General features: G+C 61.7%; 22 protein-coding genes. 13 read left to right on the plus strand and 9 right to left on the minus strand.

Annotated elements, in window-relative coordinates:
• Nucleotides 1–26: 26 nt before the first annotated feature.
• A complete protein-coding gene (locus PMI20_RS22205) occupies nucleotides 27–275 on the minus strand; it encodes a DUF1652 domain-containing protein (RefSeq protein WP_007929245.1) in 249 nt (82 codons plus the stop codon).
• A 281-nt stretch (nucleotides 276–556) separates the two neighbouring features.
• Here PMI20_RS22205 and PMI20_RS22210 point away from each other — a divergent pair, with 281 nt between their 5' ends.
• The 8 genes from PMI20_RS22210 to PMI20_RS22245 all read left to right on the plus strand — a co-directional run bounded on the left by PMI20_RS22210 (nucleotide 557) and on the right by PMI20_RS22245 (nucleotide 5,193).
• Nucleotides 557–889, plus strand: coding sequence for a DUF6388 family protein (locus PMI20_RS22210; RefSeq protein WP_007929243.1), 333 nt, complete (start codon nucleotides 557–559; stop codon nucleotides 887–889).
• A gap of 51 nt (nucleotides 890–940) precedes the next feature.
• Nucleotides 941–1,645 (plus strand): YoaK family protein, encoded by a 705-nt coding sequence (locus PMI20_RS22215; RefSeq protein WP_007929242.1) that lies wholly within the window; start codon nucleotides 941–943, stop codon nucleotides 1,643–1,645.
• Between the two features lie 64 nt (nucleotides 1,646–1,709).
• On the plus strand, nucleotides 1,710–2,102 hold the full coding sequence (gene tusD, locus PMI20_RS22220; protein ID WP_007929241.1) for a sulfurtransferase complex subunit TusD: 393 nt from the start codon (nucleotides 1,710–1,712) through the stop codon (nucleotides 2,100–2,102).
• A gap of 3 nt (nucleotides 2,103–2,105) precedes the next feature.
• Nucleotides 2,106–2,468: a sulfurtransferase complex subunit TusC gene (gene tusC, locus PMI20_RS22225; RefSeq protein ID WP_007929240.1), complete on the plus strand. Its 363-nt coding sequence runs from the start codon at nucleotides 2,106–2,108 to the stop codon at nucleotides 2,466–2,468.
• Nucleotides 2,468–2,767, plus strand: coding sequence for a sulfurtransferase complex subunit TusB (tusB, locus tag PMI20_RS22230; RefSeq protein WP_007929239.1), 300 nt, complete (start codon nucleotides 2,468–2,470; stop codon nucleotides 2,765–2,767). The genes tusC and tusB overlap by 1 nt, the downstream gene beginning before the upstream one ends.
• Nucleotides 2,764–3,099: a TusE/DsrC/DsvC family sulfur relay protein gene (locus PMI20_RS22235; RefSeq protein ID WP_007929238.1), complete on the plus strand. Its 336-nt coding sequence runs from the start codon at nucleotides 2,764–2,766 to the stop codon at nucleotides 3,097–3,099. Before tusB ends, PMI20_RS22235 begins: the two co-directional genes overlap by 4 nt.
• Nucleotides 3,096–4,097 carry a glycosyl transferase family protein gene (locus tag PMI20_RS22240; RefSeq protein ID WP_007929236.1) on the plus strand — a complete coding sequence of 334 codons (1,002 nt, stop codon included), beginning with the start codon at nucleotides 3,096–3,098 and terminating at the stop codon, nucleotides 4,095–4,097. Before PMI20_RS22235 ends, PMI20_RS22240 begins: the two co-directional genes overlap by 4 nt.
• 88 nt (nucleotides 4,098–4,185) lie before the next feature.
• A complete protein-coding gene (locus PMI20_RS22245) occupies nucleotides 4,186–5,193 on the plus strand; it encodes a glutathione S-transferase family protein (protein WP_007929234.1) in 1,008 nt (335 codons plus the stop codon).
• A 97-nt stretch (nucleotides 5,194–5,290) separates the two neighbouring features.
• Here PMI20_RS22245 and cysG read toward each other — a convergent pair whose 3' ends face one another.
• The 6 genes from cysG to ftsK all read right to left on the minus strand — a co-directional run bounded on the left by cysG (nucleotide 5,291) and on the right by ftsK (nucleotide 12,807).
• The gene (cysG, locus tag PMI20_RS22250) at nucleotides 5,291–6,685 is read right to left on the minus strand and encodes a siroheme synthase CysG (protein ID WP_007929232.1); all 1,395 of its coding nucleotides are present in this window, start codon (nucleotides 6,683–6,685) and stop codon (nucleotides 5,291–5,293) included.
• On the minus strand, nucleotides 6,686–7,966 hold the full coding sequence (serS, locus tag PMI20_RS22255; protein WP_007929229.1) for a serine--tRNA ligase: 1,281 nt from the start codon (nucleotides 7,964–7,966) through the stop codon (nucleotides 6,686–6,688).
• Between the two features lie 16 nt (nucleotides 7,967–7,982).
• Nucleotides 7,983–8,357 carry a fluoride efflux transporter CrcB gene (crcB, locus tag PMI20_RS22260; protein WP_007929222.1) on the minus strand — a complete coding sequence of 125 codons (375 nt, stop codon included), beginning with the start codon at nucleotides 8,355–8,357 and terminating at the stop codon, nucleotides 7,983–7,985.
• Complete coding sequence (locus PMI20_RS22265; RefSeq protein WP_007929221.1) at nucleotides 8,354–9,679, minus strand: replication-associated recombination protein A; 1,326 nt, start codon at nucleotides 9,677–9,679, stop codon at nucleotides 8,354–8,356. Before PMI20_RS22265 ends, crcB begins: the two co-directional genes overlap by 4 nt.
• Before the next feature lie 30 nt (nucleotides 9,680–9,709).
• Nucleotides 9,710–10,333, minus strand: a complete 624-nt coding sequence (gene lolA / locus PMI20_RS22270; protein ID WP_007929220.1) for an outer membrane lipoprotein periplasmic chaperone LolA — start codon at nucleotides 10,331–10,333, stop codon at nucleotides 9,710–9,712.
• Nucleotides 10,334–10,398: 65 nt separating this feature from the next.
• Nucleotides 10,399–12,807, minus strand: a complete 2,409-nt coding sequence (gene ftsK / locus PMI20_RS22275; RefSeq protein ID WP_081502462.1) for a DNA translocase FtsK — start codon at nucleotides 12,805–12,807, stop codon at nucleotides 10,399–10,401.
• Nucleotides 12,808–13,124: 317 nt separating this feature from the next.
• Between ftsK and trxB the strand changes: the two genes are divergently transcribed.
• The 4 genes from trxB to infA all read left to right on the plus strand — a co-directional run bounded on the left by trxB (nucleotide 13,125) and on the right by infA (nucleotide 15,911).
• Nucleotides 13,125–14,075 (plus strand): thioredoxin-disulfide reductase, encoded by a 951-nt coding sequence (trxB, locus tag PMI20_RS22280; RefSeq protein ID WP_007929218.1) that lies wholly within the window; start codon nucleotides 13,125–13,127, stop codon nucleotides 14,073–14,075.
• Nucleotides 14,076–14,146: 71 nt separating this feature from the next.
• Nucleotides 14,147–14,827, plus strand: a complete 681-nt coding sequence (aat, locus tag PMI20_RS22285) for a leucyl/phenylalanyl-tRNA--protein transferase (RefSeq protein ID WP_007929217.1) — start codon at nucleotides 14,147–14,149, stop codon at nucleotides 14,825–14,827.
• A 57-nt stretch (nucleotides 14,828–14,884) separates the two neighbouring features.
• The gene (locus PMI20_RS22290; RefSeq protein WP_007929216.1) at nucleotides 14,885–15,592 is read left to right on the plus strand and encodes an arginyltransferase; all 708 of its coding nucleotides are present in this window, start codon (nucleotides 14,885–14,887) and stop codon (nucleotides 15,590–15,592) included.
• Between the two features lie 100 nt (nucleotides 15,593–15,692).
• Nucleotides 15,693–15,911 carry a translation initiation factor IF-1 gene (gene infA, locus PMI20_RS22295; RefSeq protein WP_002553999.1) on the plus strand — a complete coding sequence of 73 codons (219 nt, stop codon included), beginning with the start codon at nucleotides 15,693–15,695 and terminating at the stop codon, nucleotides 15,909–15,911.
• 105 nt (nucleotides 15,912–16,016) lie between these two features.
• On the opposite strand, the gene clpA is transcribed toward infA, so the two are convergent.
• Nucleotides 16,017–18,287: an ATP-dependent Clp protease ATP-binding subunit ClpA gene (gene clpA / locus PMI20_RS22300; RefSeq protein ID WP_007929214.1), complete on the minus strand. Its 2,271-nt coding sequence runs from the start codon at nucleotides 18,285–18,287 to the stop codon at nucleotides 16,017–16,019.
• A 29-nt stretch (nucleotides 18,288–18,316) separates the two neighbouring features.
• Nucleotides 18,317–18,679, minus strand: a complete 363-nt coding sequence (gene clpS / locus PMI20_RS22305) for an ATP-dependent Clp protease adapter ClpS (RefSeq protein WP_009044582.1) — start codon at nucleotides 18,677–18,679, stop codon at nucleotides 18,317–18,319.
• 226 nt (nucleotides 18,680–18,905) lie between these two features.
• Between clpS and cspD the strand changes: the two genes are divergently transcribed.
• Nucleotides 18,906–19,163 (plus strand): cold shock domain-containing protein CspD, encoded by a 258-nt coding sequence (gene cspD, locus PMI20_RS22310; RefSeq protein WP_007929210.1) that lies wholly within the window; start codon nucleotides 18,906–18,908, stop codon nucleotides 19,161–19,163.
• Nucleotides 19,164–19,212 lie beyond the last annotated feature (49 nt).

A 19,212-nucleotide genomic window follows, 5' to 3' on the forward strand; every position in this document is an offset into this window, starting at 1 on the left:
TGCCCGATAATCCACTTGCACAACGACTAGAAACCGCCGGCAAATGCCCGACGCCCCGCCCTGATTTCAATCCGCAACTCACCGACGAAATTGGCCGCCGAGCGAACACTGGTGAGATGCTCGGTCGATACCCCGGTAATGAACAGATCGATCCGTCCGCTTTGCGGCTCGAAAACCTTGATTGCCAGGGAGCCGTCGGGATTGACGGTGCAAGTGCAGGAAAGCGGCAGGAAACCGGACTCCAGGATCTGGCGAAGCTCGTCCATCGAGAGCATGAGAAATTCCTCCTTGGCGGCGCCATTTGGAGAGAGTGCCCGTTGAGAGTAGGTCACAAGAACGGGGCTCATACCCAGGCATTCACTGGAAGTGTTATCCAGCACGCATTTTTACCTGGCCAATCCGCTCAGTGGCACGGTGCGAGCACGGCCCTGACCTTCCGTCGCGGCAACTCCACCCGGGAGCATTTTGACGCTGGACCGGCCAGGCGTTATGGTCGCTGGGCTTTCGCACCTCCCAAATCCGAAACGACTTCCTTCAACCCCATCCAGGATCGCCGATGGCCGCCCCCGAACACCCGCATGAAGTGGCCCTGCAAAAGTTTCTCGCAGCGCGCCCGGAGCTTCGTGAAGCACTCGATCACCTCAATCCCTTGGCCGCCCAGGCCAGGGGCGAAACCCAGGAGCAATACCGCGCGGAGCAACTGCACGAAGCCTTCGAGGCCGAGGCGGAACGCCAGGGTCTGTTTGCCTGGGAACTGAGCCTGCAGTTGACCGTGCAGAGCGCGGAAGAATTCGCCGCGCGGCGGCTCGAAGTGCACCGGGAAGTGGCGGAAATGGCCGGCATTCCCTGGAGCGAGTATTGCGAGCTACACGGCCTGCCACGCGGTTGAGCACAGCTCGGGCCTTCGATAAAGGATCATTGTCACCATGAGTCAACGCTGATGCTGCCCTCTTCCACCAGCCTTCGCAGTAACCCGGAGCTGCTGCGGCGCCAGAAATGGCGCGGCCGCATAGGCCTGTGCCTGGTCGCCAGCCTGTCGGTGCTGGCCGGCATGACCGACGCCATCGGCTTCATGGCCACCGGGGACTTCGTCTCCTTCATGAGCGGCAACACCACGCGCCTGGCCGTCGCCATCAGCGATGCCGACCTGGCCCTGACCCTGCATCTGGTGCTGCTGGTCGTCACCTTCATCGCCGGCAACGCCCTGGGCATCGTCGTCAGCCGCTTGAGCGGCCGCCGGGCCTTGCCGCTGCTGTTGTGCATTGCCACGCTGCTGTGCGCGGCAGCCGCCTGGCCGTTTGAACAACAGCTACCGGCGGTGCTGGCCGCGATCATCGCCATGGGCATGCTCAATGCTGCCGTCGAGGAAGTGAACGGGCTGCCCGTGGGCCTGACCTATGTCACCGGCGCCCTGTCGCGCTTTGGCCGCGGCCTGGGCCGCTGGATGCTCGGCGAGCGGCGCAATGGCTGGCGCATCCAGCTGGTGCCCTGGAGCGGCATGTTCGCCGGCGCCGTGCTGGGCGCCGTTCTGGAGCAGCATCTGGGCCTCGCGGCCCTGTTCGTCAGCGGCCTGCTGTCGGCGCTGCTGGGGCTGTTGTCGCTGAAGATCCCCCATCGCTGGCAGCTGGGCTATATGCCGCGCTAAAGCCACTTCGCCGGGCCCGGCATAAAGCTTTATCATGGCCCCAGGTTTGCAGACAGAGTTCTACATGAAGTTCGCCATTGCCCTTTTTTCCGCTGCTCACGCGCCCTCCTCGCGCCGCGCCCTGGCATTCGCCCAGGCAGCGCTGGCTGGCGGCCACGAGATCGTGCGGCTGTTTTTCTATCAGGATGGCGTGCACAGCGCATCGGACAACATCGTCACCCCGCAGGACGAACCGGACCTGCCCGCGCAATGGCGAACCTTCGTCAGCGAGCACCAGCTTGATGGCGTGGTGTGCATTGCCGCCGCCCTGCGCCGCGGGGTGTTGAACCAGGAGGAAGCCGCGCGCTACCAGCGCCCGGCCGTTAACCTGAGCGCGCCCTGGGAGCTTTCCGGGCTCGGCCAGTTGCACGACGCCGTACAGGCGGCCGACCGCCTGATCTGTTTCGGAGGGCCATGAAACATGGCGCAATCCCTGTTGATCATCAGCCGCCAGGCGCCCTGGTCCGGCCCCGGTGCCCGCGAAGCCCTGGATATCGTGCTGGCGGGCGGCGCCTTCGACTTGCCGATCGGCCTGCTGTTTCTTGACGATGGCGTGTTTCAGCTGACCCCCGGGCAAAAAGCCGCTGCCGTGCAGCAAAAGGACCTCAGCGCCAATCTGCAGGCCCTGCCGCTGTTTGGTGTGGAGCAGCTGTTCGCCTGCGGCGCCAGCGTGGCGGAACGCGGCCTCGACCCGGCCGCGCTGAACCTGGACGAGGTGCAGGTCCTGGCCCCGGCCGAACTCGGCGCACTTATTGACCGTTTTGACCAGGTGATCACCCTCTGATGTCGACCTTGCACGTGCTGTCCCACTCACCCTTCACCGACTCCCGGCTGACCAGTTGCCTGCGCCTGCTCGGCCCACAGGATGGCATCCTCCTGTGCGGCGATGCGGTGTACGCCCTGCAGCCTGGCAGCGCGCCGCTGGCGGCCCTGCAGGCACGCGGCGAGACGCTGTCGCTCTACGTTTTGGCGGAAGACCACCAGGCCCGAGGCCTGGAGGTTCCGGCCTGGGCCACGAGTGTCGATTACCCGGCGTTCGTCGCGCTGTCGATCCAGTACGACAAGGTCAACAGCTGGTTATGAACGCACTGACTGTCGGCGAACGCGCCATCGCCCTGGACAAGGACGGCTACCTGGTGGAACTGGGCGACTGGTCCAGCGAAGTGGCCGCTGCCCTGGCCGCGGCGGAACAGATCGAACTGACCCCCGAGCACTGGGAAATCCTCGAGCTGCTGCGTGGCTTCTACCAGGAGTTCCAGCTGTCGCCCGCGACCCGCCCACTGATCAAATACACCGCCTTGAAGCTGGGCCCGGACAAGGGCAACAGCCTGCACCTGAACCGACTGTTCAAAGGCACTCCCGCCAAACTTGCCGCCAAGCTGGCGGGCCTGCCCAAGCCGACCAATTGCTTATGACCGATTACACCCCGCTGACCACCGAAACGCCCGCCGAGCATCCTTTCGCGCAGTTCGTGCGCATTCTCGGCAAAGGCAAACGCGGCGCCCGCAGCCTCACCCGTGAAGAAGCCCGGGAAGCCATGGGCATGCTGCTCGACGACAAGGTCGAGGACACCCAGCTCGGCGCCTTCCTGATGCTGTTGCGGCACAAGGAAGAAAGCCCCGAGGAGCTGGCGGGCTTTACCGAAGCCCTGCGCCAGCGCCTGCAGGCGCCACCGATCAAGGTCGATCTGGACTGGCCCAGCTACGCCGGCAAAAAGCGCCACCTGCCCTGGTTCCTGCTGGCCGCCAAGTGCCTGGCACAAAACGGCGTGCGTATCCTGATGCACGGTGGCGGCGCCCACACCGCCGGCCGGCTGTACACCGAGCAATTGCTGGAGCAGCTGCACATCCCGCTGTGCCGCGACTGGCAGGCGGTCGATGCCGCGCTGGCCCAGGGCAACCTGGCCTTCATCCCCCTGGGCGACTGGGCGCCACAGCTGCAACGCATGATCGACTTGCGTAATACCCTGGGCCTGCGCTCGCCGATCCACTCCCTGGCGCGCATCCTCAACCCGTTGGGCGCGCGCTGCTGCCTGCAAAGCATCTTCCACCCCGGCTATCAGGGCGTGCATCGCGATGCCAGCGGCCTGCTGGGGGACAACGTCATTGTGATCAAGGGCGACGGCGGCGAAATCGAGATCAACCCGGACAGCGCCAGCCACTTGTACGGCACCACTGGCGGTATCAGTTGGGATGAGGAATGGCCGGCCCAGTCCGAGCAGCGCCATGTCAAACCGGCCAGCCTCGACCCCGAGCACCTGAAAGCCGTCTGGCGCGGCGATGTGCAGGACAGCTACCCGCAACTGGCGCTGATCGCCACCATGGCCCTGGCCCTGCGCGGGCTCGGCATGCCCCGGGAACAGGCTTTCGAGCAAGCTCAGCACTACTGGGACGCGCGCGAAAGATCGATTTAACCGATCATAACTGCCGGACTTTTGCGTAATTCGTTCGAACCCCTCGGATTAGACTGCACTCCAATGCACACTGACCGAGGAGTTTTTTATGGGCCTGCTGATTGAAGGACGCTGGCACGACCAGTGGTACGAAAGCAGCAAAGACGGCGCCTTCCAGCGCGAACAGGCGCAACGCCGCAACTGGGTGACCGCTGACGGCAAACCAGGCCCTAGCGGCGAAGGCGGTTTTCGCGCGGAAGCCGGCCGTTATCATCTGTACGTATCCCTGGCCTGCCCCTGGGCTCACCGCACGCTGATCCTGCGCAAGCTCAAGGGTTTGGAAAGCCTGGTCGATGTGTCGGTGGTCAGCTGGCTGATGCTGGAACAGGGCTGGACTTTCGACCGGGCCCTGGGCTCCAGCGGCGACCAGCTGGATCATCTGGATTTCCTCCACCAACGCTACACCGCCGATACCCGCGACTACACCGGCCGCGTCACCGTGCCCGTGCTCTGGGACAAGCAGCAGAAACGCATCGTCAGCAACGAGTCGGCGGAAATCATCCGCATGTTCAACAGCGCCTTCGATGGCCTGAGCGGTAACGGCCTGGACTTCTATCCGGAGCCGCTACGCGGTGAAATCGACGAACTGAACGCACGTATCTACCCCGCGGTGAACAATGGTGTGTATCGCGCCGGCTTCGCCACTTCGCAGCAAGCCTACGAAGCGGCCTTCGACGATCTGTTCGCCGAACTCGACTGGCTGGAACGGCGCCTGGGCGGCCAACGCTACCTGGCCGGCGAATACCTGACGGAAGCGGACATCCGCCTGTTCACCACGCTGATCCGCTTCGACGCGGTGTATTACGGTCACTTCAAGTGCAACCTGCGGCGGATCGCCGACTATCCGAACCTGTCGAACTGGCTGCGCGAGCTGTACCAATGGCCGGGGATCGGCGAAACCGTGGACTTTGCCCATATCAAGGGGCACTACTACGCCAGTCATCGCACCATCAACCCGACCGGCATCGTGCCGAAAGGGCCGGCGCAGGACTTCGATGCGGCGCATGATCGCGAGCGTTTGAGCGGGCGTGGGGTTTGGCAAGGCAACAAGAAATAACTCAGGAGAGCGATCGTTCTTGAGATCGCTATCGCGGGCAAGCCTCGCTCCTACAGAAGAGATTTTCTGTGTAGGAGTGAGATTGCCCGCGATGCTTTCAGACCTGCGACTGCGCGCCTTCGAACCAGGCGAGCTTCTCGCGAAGCTGCACCACTTCGCCGACGATCACCAGGGTCGGCGCATGCACTTCATGCTCCGCCACCAGCTTCGGCAGATCCGCCAGGGTGCCGGTGAACACTCGCTGGTTGGCGGTCGTGCCCTGCTGGATCAAGGCGGCCGGCGTATTCGCCGAACGGCCATGCTGGATCAGTTGCTCGCAGATCACCGGCAAGCCCACCAGGCCCATATAGAACACCAGGGTCTGTGCAGGCGCGACCAGGTCGGCCCAGGGCAGATCGGTGGTGCCATCCTTCAGATGCCCGGTGACGAAACGCACGGACTGCGCATAGTCACGGTGGGTCAAAGGAATGCCGGCATAGGCCGCGCAGCCGCTGGCCGCGGTAATCCCCGGCACCACCTGGAACGGAATGCCCTGGGCCGCCAGTTCTTCGATCTCTTCGCCGCCACGGCCGAAGATGAACGGATCGCCACCCTTCAGACGTAGCACGCGCTTGCCCTGTTTGGCCAGGTCCACCAATTGCTGGTTGATCTGTTCCTGGGGCAAGGCGTGATCAGCGCGGCGCTTGCCGACATACACCCGCTCGGCATCGCGCCGGCACAGCTCGAGAATCGCCGGAGCTACGAGGCGGTCGTAGAGCACCACATCGGCTTGCTGCATCAGGCGCAAGGCGCGGAAGGTCAGCAGATCCGGATCGCCCGGCCCTGCCCCCACCAGATACACCTCGCCCGGCGCATGGGGCGCTTCGCCGGCGATCTTGGCCTGTAGCAAGCGCTCGGCCTCATCGCCCTGCCCGGCCAGCTGCCGGTCGGCGATCGGGCCCTGGAACACGTCTTCCCAGAAAGCACGACGCTGCTGCACGTCCGGAAACAGGCCTTTGACCTGATTGCGAAAACGCGCGGCCAGGCCGGCCAGCTGACCATAGGTCGAGGGAATCCAGGTTTCCAGCTTGGCCCGGATCAGGCGCGCCAGCACCGGTGCATCGCCGCCACTGGAGACGGCGATCACCAGCGGTGAACGGTCGACGATCGCCGGGAAGATCACACTGCACAAGGCCGGCGCATCCACCACATTGACCGGCACGCAGCGCCGATGAGCGTCGGCGGAGACCTGGGCATTGAGCGGTTCGTCGTCGGTGGCGGCGATGATCAGCACGCAGCCGTCCAGGTCCGCCTCGACATAACCGCGCGACAGGCATTCGCCGCCGCTGGCGGTGACCAGCTCGCGCAACTGGGGTTCCACTTCAGGTGCAACTACCCGCAGCAGCGCACCGGCGTCGGCCAGCAGACGGGATTTGCGCAAGGCAATCTCCCCGCCGCCGACCACCAACACACGACTGCCGCGCAGGTTATGAAACAGCGGCAGAAATTCCATTTAGCCGATGACCTCGAGGCCGCCCATGTAAGGCTTGAGCACCTCAGGCACACGGATCGAACCGTCGGCCTGCTGGTAGTTCTCCAGCACCGCCACCAGGGTACGACCGACCGCCAGGCCGGAACCGTTCAGGGTATGCACCAGTTCCGGCTTGCCGGTTTCCGGATTGCGGAAGCGCGCCTGCATGCGACGGGCCTGGAAGTCGCCGCAGTTGGAGCACGACGAAATCTCGCGGTACTTGTCCTGGCTCGGGATCCACACTTCCAGGTCATAGGTCTTGACCGCACTGAAGCCCATGTCGCCGGTGCACAGCGCCAGGGTGCGGTAAGGCAGCTCCAGCAGTTGCAGGACTTTCTCGGCGTTGGCGGTCAGGCCTTCCAGAGCTTCCATGGAAGTCGATGGCTCGACGATCTGGACCATCTCGACCTTGTCGAACTGGTGCTGACGGATCATGCCGCGGGTGTCGCGGCCCGACGAACCGGCTTCGCTGCGGAAGCACGGGGTATGGGCGACGAACTTGATCGGCAGCTGCTTCGGATCGAGGATCTCGCCGGCCACGATATTGGTCAGCGACACTTCGGCGGTCGGGATCAGGTACAGATCGGCTTCGTTTTCACGGCTGATCTTGAACAGGTCTTCTTCGAACTTCGGCAACTGGCCGGTACCCACCAACGCCGGTGCCTGCACCAGGTAAGGGGTGTAGGCCTCTTCGTAGCCGTGCTCGCTGGTGTGCAGGTTGATCATGAACTGCGCCAGTGCGCGGTGCAGACGGGCGATCGGTCCGCGCAGCAGGGCAAAACGCGCGCCCGACAGCTTGGCCGCGGTCTCGAAGTCCAGCCAGCCGTGTTTTTCGCCCAGGGCGACGTGGTCCAGGATCGGGAAGTCGAACGCCGTCGGCGTGCCCCAGCGGCGCACTTCGACGTTGCCCTCTTCGTCGTCGCCAACCGGCACCGATTCGTGGGGCAGGTTCGGGATGCCCTGCAGGATCGCATCCAGCTCGGTTTGAATGGCGTCCAGCTCAACCTTGCCGACCGCCAACTCGCCCGCCATGCGCTCGACGTCGGCCATCAGCGGCGCGATGTCTTCGCCGCGCTGCTTGGCCTGACCGATGGACTTGGAGCGCGCGTTACGTTCGGCCTGCAGTTGTTCGGTGCGGGTCTGGACGGTCTTGCGCTGCTCTTCCAGCGCTTCGATGCGTGCTACATCCAGGGCAAAGCCACGGGATGCCAGGCGGTCCGCTACGTCCTGAAGGTTGCTACGTAACAGTTTGGAATCGAGCATGTCGGTCTCTCGTTTATCAAAGTTTGGTCAGGGACAGGCCGGCCCAGGTCGCGAGCAGCCCGCCGAATACGCTGATGGCCGCATAGCCCAGGGCCAGCGGTATCTGTCCGCTTTCCAGCAGACGCACTGTATCCAGTGAAAAGGATGAAAAAGTCGTCAGGCCGCCAAGGAAGCCCACCATCAACCCGGCGCGCACCTCGATGGGCACCTCCGGGCGTATCAGAAACAGGCCGTACAGCACGCCGATCAGCAGGCAGCCCACGATATTAACGGCCAGCGTCGCGGTATAGAAGTGCCGCGGCCAATTGGCGCTGATCCAGTTACCGGTGGCAAAGCGCAACAGGGTTCCGGCAATACCACCCACCGAGACGGCAAGGATCAACGGGATCACGGTTTTCTCCGCTGCTTGGGGCTGGCCCGGTCAAGCTCCGTCAGGTGCTTGAGCTTCTCGCCGATCTTCAGTTCCAGGCCACGGGGCACGGGTTGATAGAAGGGTTGCGGCTCCAGCGCCTCGGGAAAGTAGTCTTCGCCGGCCGCGTAGGCATCCGGCTCATCATGGGCATAACGATATTCGTCGCCGTAACCCAGTTGCTTCATCAGTTTGGTCGGCGCATTGCGCAGGTGCAGCGGCACTTCCAGCGACCCATGCTCGGCAGCGCTGCACATGGCGGCCTTGAAGCCCATGTACACGGCGTTGCTTTTCGGCGCGCAGGCCAGGTAGGTGATGGCCTGGGCCACCGCCAGCTCGCCTTCGGGGCTGCCAAGGCGCTCCTGCACGTCCCAGGCCGCCAGGCACAGGCTCAATGCCCGTGGATCGGCGTTGCCGATGTCTTCGCTGGCCATGCGCACCACGCGCCGTGCCAGGTACAGCGGGTCGCAACCACCGTCGAGCATCCGCGCGAACCAGTACAGGGCGCCGTCCGGGTTGGAACCGCGGACCGACTTGTGCAGCGCCGATATCTGGTCATAGAAGGCTTCGCCGCCCTTGTCGAAACGCCGGCGGGTATCGCCCAGCAGGCTTTGCAGCAGCTCGACGCCGATTTGCGTGCCGTCTTCGGCGAGATCGGAAGCATTCTCCAGCAGGTTGAGCAGGCGCCGGCCATCGCCGTCCGCCGCCGCCAGGAGCATCTGAAAGCCTTCGTCGCTGAGGCTCAGCTGGCGCTTGCCCAGCCCGCGTTCTTCAGCCAAGGCCCGCTGCACCAGCTTGTGCAGCGCCGCCTCGTCGAGGCTCTTGAGCACATACACCCGGGCCCGGGACAACAGTGCGTTGTTCAGCTCGAAGGACGGGTTCTCGGTGGTCGCACCGATGAAAATCAGGGTGCCATCTTCGACATAGGGCAGGAAGGCATCCTGCTGCGACTTGTTGAAACGGTGCACTTCGTCGACGAACAGGATGGTCCGACGCCCGTACTGGGCCGCCTGCTGCTTGGCGATTTCCACCGCCTGGCGGATCTCCTTGACCCCGGCCAGTACCGCCGAGACCGTTTCGAAGTGCGCATCCGAGACTTTCGCCAGGAGCCGCGCCAGAGTGGTCTTGCCCACGCCCGGCGGCCCCCAGAAGATCATCGAGTGCAAGGCCCCCTGCTCCAGCGCTTCGCGCAGAGGCTTGCCGCGGGCGAGCACATGTTCCTGACCGACGTACTCGTCCAGGTTGGCCGGGCGCAGGCGCGCGGCCAGGGGTTGGGCGATCGGGTCACTGCGAAACAGATCCATGGCGGACGATTGAAACCTCTTGGCGGCGACTTATTCTTGGATCACGTCGGCACCCTTGGGGATGTCGAACTTGAACTTGGAAGCGGCGATCGGCTCATTGGCCTTGACCCCGGTGAACAGGATATTGGTGCGCTGGCCAACGCTGTCGATCAGTTGCATGTCATTCACCAGGCCATTGCGGAACGACAGGCGCAGGCTGTCAAACAGGGTGTCCTTGGTTTTCGGCTTGAGGATGAAGTCCACCACGCCACCGGCTTCCTTGGCGCTGATGTCGAAGCTTTCGCTGATTTTCGACACATCGCCCGACAACAACAAGGCTGGGGTCTGGGTCAGGCGCTGGTCCAGGGTCTTGATGGTGACCTGCTCCAGGTCCGGGTCCCACAGGGAAACCTTCTTGCCGTCGGAGACCATCAGTTGCTCCTGCGGCGCATCGGTGTGCCAGTAGAACAGGCCCGGGCGCTTCAGCGCCATGTCGCCAGCGGTTTCCTGCAGCTGGGTGCCGCTGCCGTCGAGGGTCAGTTGCGAGAAACGCGCAGTCAGGGTCTGGGACTTTTCGAGCAACTGGGTCAGGCGCGCCACGTCTTTCTGATCGGCATGGGCCGACAGCGTCGTTAAAGCCAGTACCGGTACCAGCAACATGCGGATAAGACGCATGGGAGTCCTCATTAGATTCGTGGAAAAAACCGGCGGCGCTGGGGCGCGCCGCCTGTGTCGGGTCATTAGTCGCGCATCGGACCCGGCGCTATCACTTCGCGCGAGCCGTTGGTGTTCATGGCGGTCACCACACCGGCCATTTCCATGGCTTCGATCATGCGGGCCGCGCGGTTGTAGCCGATCTTGAGCTTGCGCTGAACCGCGGAGATCGATGCCCGGCGGCTCTCGAGGACGAACTGCACCGCCTCGTCGTACAGCGCGTCGGTCTCGGCGTCGTCACCGTCACCACCACCGCTGCCGCCGTCGAAGCCGCTACCGGCTTCTTCGACACCGTTGAGGATGTCGTCGTTGTACTCCGGTGCGCCACGCAGTTTCCAGGCCTCCACCACACGGTGCACCTCATCGTCGGAGACGAAGGCGCCATGGACGCGGATCGGCAGGCTGGTGCCCGGCGGCATGTAGAGCATGTCACCGTGCCCCAGCAGCTGTTCGGCGCCGCCCTGGTCGATGATGGTCCGCGAGTCGATCTTGCTCGATACCTGGAACGCCATGCGGGTCGGGATGTTGGCCTTGATCAGGCCGGTGATCACGTCCACCGACGGACGCTGGGTCGCCAGGATCAGGTGGATCCCCGCGGCACGGGCTTTCTGGGCGATCCGCGCGATCAGTTCTTCGACCTTCTTGCCGACGATCATCATCATGTCGGCGAATTCGTCGACCACCACGACGATGGTCGGCAGCTTGGTCAGCAGCGGCGCTTCGTCGTGAATACTTTCGCGGTTGTACAGTGGGTCGGTCAGCGGCGTACCGGCTTCGATCGCTTCTTTAACCTTGGCGTTGAAGCCCGACAGGTTACGCACGCCCATCTTCGCCATCAGCTTGTAGCGCCGCTCCATCTCGGCCACGCTCCAGCGCAGGGCGTTGGCGGCGTCCTTCATGTCGGTCACCACCGGGCACAGCAGGTGCGGGATGCCTTCGTAGATCGACAGCTCGAGCATTTTCGGGTCGATCATGATCAGCTTGGCGTCTTCCGGGCCGGACTTGAACAGGATCGACAGGATCATCGCGTTCACACCCACCGACTTACCGGAACCGGTGGTACCGGCCACCAGCAGGTGAGGCATCTTGGCCAGGTCGGTGATGATCGGCTTGCCGCCGATATCGTGGCCCAGGGCTAGGGTGACCGGGGATTTGAAGTTGTCGTATTCCGGGGTCGACAGCACTTCGGAGAAGCGCACGATCTGCCGGTCTTCATTGGGAATCTCGATACCCACGGTGGTCTTGCCGGGAATCACTTCCACTACCCGCACGCTGGTCACCGCCAGCGAACGCGCCAGGTCCTTGGCCAGGTTGGCGATACGGCTGACTTTCACACCGGCGGCCGGCTGGATTTCGTAACGGGTAATCACCGGGCCCGGGTGGATCGAGTCCACCGACACCTCGACCCCGAACTCCTTGAGCTTGATTTCCAGCAGATGGCCGACAGCGGCCAGCGACTCGGGGGAGTAGTTGAGTTGTTTCTTTTCCGCCGGATCGAGAATAGAGATAGGCGGCAAGGTGCCTTCGACCGCGCTGTCGATGAACAGCGGGACCTGTTTCTCTTTCTGCACGCGTTTGCTTGGCTCGGGCGCTTTTACCGGGGCCGGGGCGATCACCGGCGGGACCTGTTTCTCACGGTCGGACATGTGCTTGCTCAGGGCCTGCTCGCGTTCGATCAGGCGCTCCTTGACCTTGGCCTGCTCACGCTTGTCGGTCACGGTCGGAGCAACCACCTCGTCGACCCGGGCATCCACTTCACGCAATTGGGCGACCAGTTGCTTGCGCTCGGTACGGGCCATCCACCAGCGGTTGGCGGCGCCCTGGAACAGTTCGAACAGGTCGAGGGTGATCTTGCCGGTCACATCCATGACCTTGAACCAGGAAAGATCGGTAAAAACGGTCAGGCCGAACAGGAACAGCGCGATAAACATCAGGGTACTGCCCTGGATATTCAGCGCGTTCTTGGCCAGGTCGCCCAGGCTTTCACCCAGTGCCCCGCCTGCGCCAGCCGGCAGGCCGGTCGCCGCATGGAAATGGATATGCGCCAACGCGGCACCGGACAGCACCAGGAATACCAGGCCGATCAGGCGCCAGGAAAACAGCCAGCCGCTCCACTGCCACGGCTCATGGCGCTGACGGAAGATCTGATAAGTCTTGATCGCCAATAACAACGGGAAGATATAGGCGAAGTAACCCAACACCATAAACAGGATATCGGCGCTGTAAGAACCGGCGGGACCACCGAAGTTCTGTACATCTTCAATCTTGCTGTTATGACTCCAGCCCGGATCGTCCTTGCCATATGTCAGCAATGCCATCATCAGGAACAGGCACAAGGCCCCAATGGCGATCAACGCACCTTCCTTGAGCCGGTAGTGCAATTGCTGGCGCCAGAGTGGGACTACTGTTTTAGGTGCTGCGGTGGATTTCTTCAAAACGCGTCTTTTCCTGCGCCATGGGCGCGTCCAACTGTTGATCGACTAAAAAATACTGCCCAATCCAGGCAGGTAAAAAAGTTGACGAGCGTAACTGGGGCTACTTTTAACATTCTGCCCACGCATTGCGAAACTGTAAGAGCTGCCGCGTGCAATGCCGATGTATTCCACATAGGGATACAAACCCGCATTGTACGGGTTTGTAAGCGCCGTGCCACGCTGCTCAATACTGGGTGTAGCATAATCAGGAACACTTTACGCAGTATTCAATTTGAGCATGCATTCTCTTTTGTGACAAAGGCTTATGAGGTGTTTTTATGACCGAAGCGAAGCATTCACGCCTGATCATTCTGGGCTCCGGCCCTGCCGGTTACAGCGCTGCCGTTTATGCCGCCCGCGCCAACCTCAAACCGACCGTCATCACCGGCCTGCAAGCAGGCGGTCAACTGACCACCACCGTCGAGGTCGACAATTGGCCAGGCGATGTCGAAGGCCTGACCGGCCCGGTGCTGATGGAGCGCATGCAAAAACACGCTGAACGCTTCGACACCGAGATCGTCTACGACCACATCCATACTGCGGAGTTGCAACAGCGACCCTTTATCCTCAAGGGCGACAGCGGCACCTACAGCTGCGACGCACTGATCATCGCCACGGGTGCATCGGCCCAGTACCTGGGCCTGCCCTCCGAAGAAACCTTCGCCGGCAAGGGTGTATCCGCCTGCGCTACCTGTGACGGCTTTTTCTATCGCAATCAAGTAGTTGCCGTAATCGGTGGCGGCAACACCGCCGTGGAGGAAGCCCTGTACCTCTCCAACATCGCCAAAGAGGTTCACCTGGTGCACCGGCGCGACAAGCTGCGCGCGGAGAAAATCCTCCAGGACAAGCTGTTCGACAAAGCCGCCAAGGGCAATATCCGCCTGCACTGGAACCAGAATCTCGATGAGGTGCTGGGCGATGCCAGCGGCGTCACCGGCGCCCGACTGCGCGACAGCCTGACCGGAGAGACCCAGGAACTGGCGCTGGCCGGCGTATTCATCGCCATCGGTCACAAGCCCAATACGGATCTGTTCAAGGGCCAGCTGGAAATGCGCGATGGCTATCTGCTGGTCAAGGGTGGCAGCGAAGGCGACGCCACGGCCACCGGCATCCCGGGCGTGTTCGCCGCGGGCGATGTGGCCGACCATGTGTACCGCCAGGCCGTCACTTCCGCGGGCGCGGGCTGCATGGCGGCCCTGGATGCAGAGAAATTCCTCGACGACAACTGACCTCCCGACCTACGCTTGCGGCGGGCCTTGCAGGCCCGCCACCGCCCTCCCCTTCCGCAAGTCTGAATGCCATGCTGACCTGGTTACAACGCAACACCTTCGACTTTCCCCCGCTGGAAAAGGCCCTGCGCACCCCCAACGGCCTGTTGGCCGCCGGCGGCGACCTGTCGGCCGACCGGTTGATCCAGGCCTATCGCCACGGCTGCTTTCCCTGGTTTTCCGAAGGCCAGCCCATCCTCTGGTGGTCGCCCGACCCGCGCACGGTGCTATTTCCAGACGAACTGCATGTATCCCGCAGCCTGGGCAAGCTGCTGCGCCAGCAACGCTACCAGGTCACCTTCGATCAGGATTTTGCCGCGGTCATCAGCGCCTGCGCGGCGCCACGCCCTTATGCCGACGGCACCTGGATCACTGAATCGATGCAGGATGCCTACCTTGAACTGCACAAGCGCGGTTATGCCCATTCGATCGAAGTCTGGGATCAGGGTTTGCTGGTGGGCGGGCTGTATGGGCTAGCAATGGGCCAGCTGTTTTTTGGCGAATCGATGTTCAGTCGGGCCGACAATGCGTCGAAATTCGGCTTCGTCACGCTGGTCCAACACTTACGGGCATGGGGCTTCGCCCTGATCGACTGCCAGATGCCCACCGACCACTTGCACAGCCTGGGCGCCCGCGCCATCCCTCGCCAGGAGTTCGCCGGTTATCTGCAGCGCCATCTGGACCAGCCCAGCCGCGCCATATGGGTTTCCTAGGCGGGTTTTGCCGGCGTGGCTTACACTTAATTCAAAGCTAATCCCGAGGGTTGATTCATGACCGAGTTGGCGCGTTTGAAGTTTTATGCCACTCAGCCCCACTCTTGCAGCTACCTGCCCGAAGAACAGGCGACCACGCTGTTCCTCGATCCTAGCCAGCCCATGGATGTGCATGTCTACGCAGATCTGTCGGAAATGGGCTTTCGCCGCAGTGGCGACCACCTGTACCGGCCGCATTGCCAAAACTGCAATGCCTGTGTTCCGGCACGCATTCCTGCCGCGCAGTTTGTACCCAATCGTCAGCAAAAACGCATCCTCAAACGCAATGCCGACTTGAAGGTCCAGCCTGTCAAACCGGGGTTCAGCGAAGAGTATTTCGACCTTTACCAGCGTTATATCGAGCAACGCCACGCCGATGGCGACATGTACCCACCCAGCCGCGATCAGTTCTCGACCTTTCTGGTTCGCGACCTGCCCTTCTCCAGGTTCTACGAGTTCCGCCTCGATGGGCGCCTGCTCGCCGTGGCCGTCACCGATCTGCTGCCCAATGGCCTTTCCGCGGTCTACACCTTCTACGAACCCGATGAAGAGCGCCGCAGCCTCGGCCGCTACGCCATTCTGTGGCAGATCGGCGAAGCCTTGCGCCTGGGCCTGGACGCGGTCTACCTCGGATACTGGATCAAGAACTGCAAAAAGATGAACTACAAGACCCAATATCGGCCCATTGAGCTGCTGATTAACCAGAGATGGGTCATCCTGAACTAGAAGCCCTTGGCTTGAACCCCACTTTTCGGGCACAATGCACGCCGCTTTTGCCTGGCGCAGTTGCACCGGGCCATTCATTGGACACCGAGGGCTTTACTGCATGTCGAAAGAAGACAGCTTCGAAATGGAAGGCACTGTCGTCGACACCCTGCCCAACACCATGTTTCGTGTGGAGTTGGAAAATGGGCACGTCGTAACCGCGCATATCTCCGGCAAGATGCGCAAGAACTACATTCGTATTCTTACCGGTGACAAAGTGCGCGTCGAACTGACGCCCTATGACTTGAGCAAAGGGCGCATCACTTACCGCGCTCGCTAAGCAAGTCAATACAAGACGCCCGGCCCATGCCGGGCGTTTTTGTTTGCCTGCCTACAGAACAGATATAAAAAAGGCGCCTTGCGGCGCCTTTTTTATTACGGCCGGTCAGGCCATTTCTGCGGTGGTCTCGAACTCGAAGGTCAGCTCGCCATCCTTGATGTCGATGTGCACCACACCGCCATGTTCGGCCAGTTCGCCAAAGAGTATCTCCTCCGCCAGCGGACGCTTGATCTTGTCCTGGATCAGGCGCGCCATAGGACGAGCGCCCATGGTCACATCGTAACCACCAGCCGCCAGCCAGCTGCGGGCCGCATCCGTGACTTCCAGCTGAACGCGCTTGTCCTCCAGCTGCGCCTGCAGTTCGGTAAGGAACTTGTCCACCACGCTCTTGATGACCTCATGGCTGAGGCGACCAAACTGGATAATGGTGTCCAGACGGTTACGGAATTCCGGCGTGAAGCTCTTCTTGATCACTTCCATGGCATCGGAAGAGTGATCCTGATGAGTGAACCCGATGGAAGCCCGCGCCGCGGTCTCGGCACCTGCGTTGGTGGTCATGATCACGATCACGTTGCGGAAATCCGCCTTGCGCCCGTTGTTATCGGTCAAGGTACCGTGGTCCATCACCTGCAGCAGCAGGTTGAAGACTTCCGGGTGGGCCTTTTCGATTTCATCGAGCAGCAATACGCAGTGAGGCTGCTTGGTAATCGCTTCGGTCAGCAAACCGCCCTGGTCGAAACCGACATAACCCGGAGGCGCACCGATCAGGCGCGACACGGTGTGACGCTCCATGTACTCGGACATGTCGAAACGCACCAGTTCGATACCCAGCGCCTTGGCCAACTGCCGTGCAGCCTCGGTCTTACCGACACCGGTAGGCCCGGCAAACAGGAACGAACCGACGGGTTTGTCCGGCGACTTCAGGCCAGCACGGGACAGCTTGATCGCGGTCGACAGCGAGTCGATCGCTGCATCCTGGCCGAACACCGTCAACTTCAGGTCGCGCTCGAGGTTACGCAGCAGCTCCTTGTCGGAACTGGTGACGTGTTTCGGCGGAATCCGCGCGATTTTCGCCACGATGTCCTCGACCTGAGCGACCTCTATGCGTTTTACGCGCTTGTCGACAGGCTGCAGACGCTGATAGGCGCCCGCCTCGTCGATCACGTCGATCGCCTTATCGGGCATATGCCGGTCATTGATATAACGCGACGCCAGTTCGGCGGCGGCGCGCAATGCCTCATCGCTGTACTCGATGCTGTGGTGCAGCTCGAAACGCCCCTTGAGGCCGCGCAGAATGCCGATGGTGTCCTCTACCGAAGGCTCGGACACATCGACCTTCTGGAAACGGCGAGCCAAGGCCCGGTCTTTCTCGAAAATTCCACGGAATTCCTGGAAGGTGGTCGAACCGATGCAACGGATGTCGCCCGAGGAAAGCAGCGGCTTGAGCAGGTTCGAGGCATCCATCACCCCACCGGACGCCGCACCGGCGCCAATGATGGTGTGAATTTCGTCGATGAACAGGATCGCCTGCGGACGTTTCTTCAACTCGCCCAGCAACGCCTTGAAGCGCTTCTCGAAATCACCGCGGTATTTGGTTCCCGCCAGCAACGCGCCGAGATCCAGGGAGTACACCACGCTGCTGGCCAGCAGGTCAGGCACCTGACTGTCGACGATGCGCTTGGCCAGACCTTCGGCGATGGCCGTTTTACCGACCCCGGCCTCGCCCACCAGCAGCGGGTTGTTCTTGCGCCGGCGCGCAAGAATCTGCGCCACACGCTCGACTTCCTGCTCACGACCGACCAACGGGTCGATACGCCCCTGGCGCGCCAGCTCATTGAGATTGCTGGCATAAGCATCCAGCGGATTACCTGAAGAGGAAGACTCACCGCCTTCATCGTCCTGCATATCCTGCTCACCTTCGGAATGATCGCCATGCCCCGGCACTTTGGAGATGCCATGGGCGATGTAGTTGACGACATCGATGCGGGCAACGCTCTGCTGTTTCAGCAGGAACACCGCCTGACTCTCTTGCTCACTGAAGATCGCAACCAGCACATTGGCGCCGGTCACTTCGCGCTTGCCCGAGCTCTGCACATGAAAGACAGCACGTTGCAGCACACGCTGAAAGCCCAGGGTTGGCTGGGTTTCACGATCCTCGTCGTGCACAGGAATCAGCGGCGTGGTGGAGTCGATGAACTCCTGCAGGTCGTGCTTGAGTTTGTCGAGGTTTGCTCCGCAGGCACGCAAAACGGTGGCGGCGGCCTCATTATCCAAAAGAGCCAACAAGAGGTGCTCGACGGTCATGAACTCATGACGCTTCGAACGAGCCTCTTTGAAGGCGAGATTGAGGGTGACTTCGAGCTCGCGGTTTAACATAGCTTCACCTCATACCCAAGTGGTCGGCGTTAACCGTCCTTCTCGATTTCACAGAGTAGCGGATGCTGGCTTTCCCTGGCGTACTGGTTGACCTGCATGGCCTTGGTCTCGGCGATGTCGCGGGTAAACAATCCACATACTGCCCGTCCTTCTGTGTGAACGGCCAGCATTACCTTGGTCGCCAGCTCGCGATTCAGGTTAAAAAACACCTCGAGCACTTCGACGACGAAATCCATCGGTGTGTAGTCATCATTGAACAAAACCACCTTGTACATCGGCGGAGCCTGCAACGTCGGCTTAGCTTCCTGTACAGCCAAGCCAGCGGAATCGTCGTCTTGGAAATCCGGGCGATCCTGATTGAATGTTAGTCGAATCTGGCTGATTGCATGCATGGAAAGAAAGGTTCGTTAGTTGAGCAAATACAGTGGTGGGGGCACTCCAGGGGGATTTCAACTCCGACCGCCGGGTCACCTTGACTATCGGCAAAACGGTGTTACAACCAATAGAGCCCACATTGGGTAATAAAGGTCCGTACCGTCAATCCTATATTTTCGGATTCCGGTACGGATGAACTGGATGATACTCCAGTGATGGAGTCTGTTGCAGAGGGATATGAGCATGGCAAGCGGCAAGGTCAAGTGGTTCAACAACGCCAAGGGTTATGGCTTCATTAATGAGGAGGGTAAAAGCGACGACCTTTTCGCCCACTACTCGGCCATCGAGATGGAAGGCTACAAAACCTTGAAAGCCGGCCAGGCCGTGAGCTTCGAGATCACTCAAGGACCCAAGGGCCTGCACGCCGTGAAAATCCAATCCATCAAGACCCAGAACACCCCCGTCGCAGCCCCCTCCTACCAGGAAACGGCCCTGAGCTGAAAATCTTCAGCATCCAGTCATAAAAACAGTCATAAAAAAACGGCCGGCT

The sequence above is a fragment of the Pseudomonas sp. GM17 genome (genome assembly GCF_000282175.2).
In the GTDB taxonomy this organism is placed as follows: Bacteria; Pseudomonadota; Gammaproteobacteria; order Pseudomonadales; family Pseudomonadaceae; genus Aquipseudomonas; species Aquipseudomonas chlororaphis.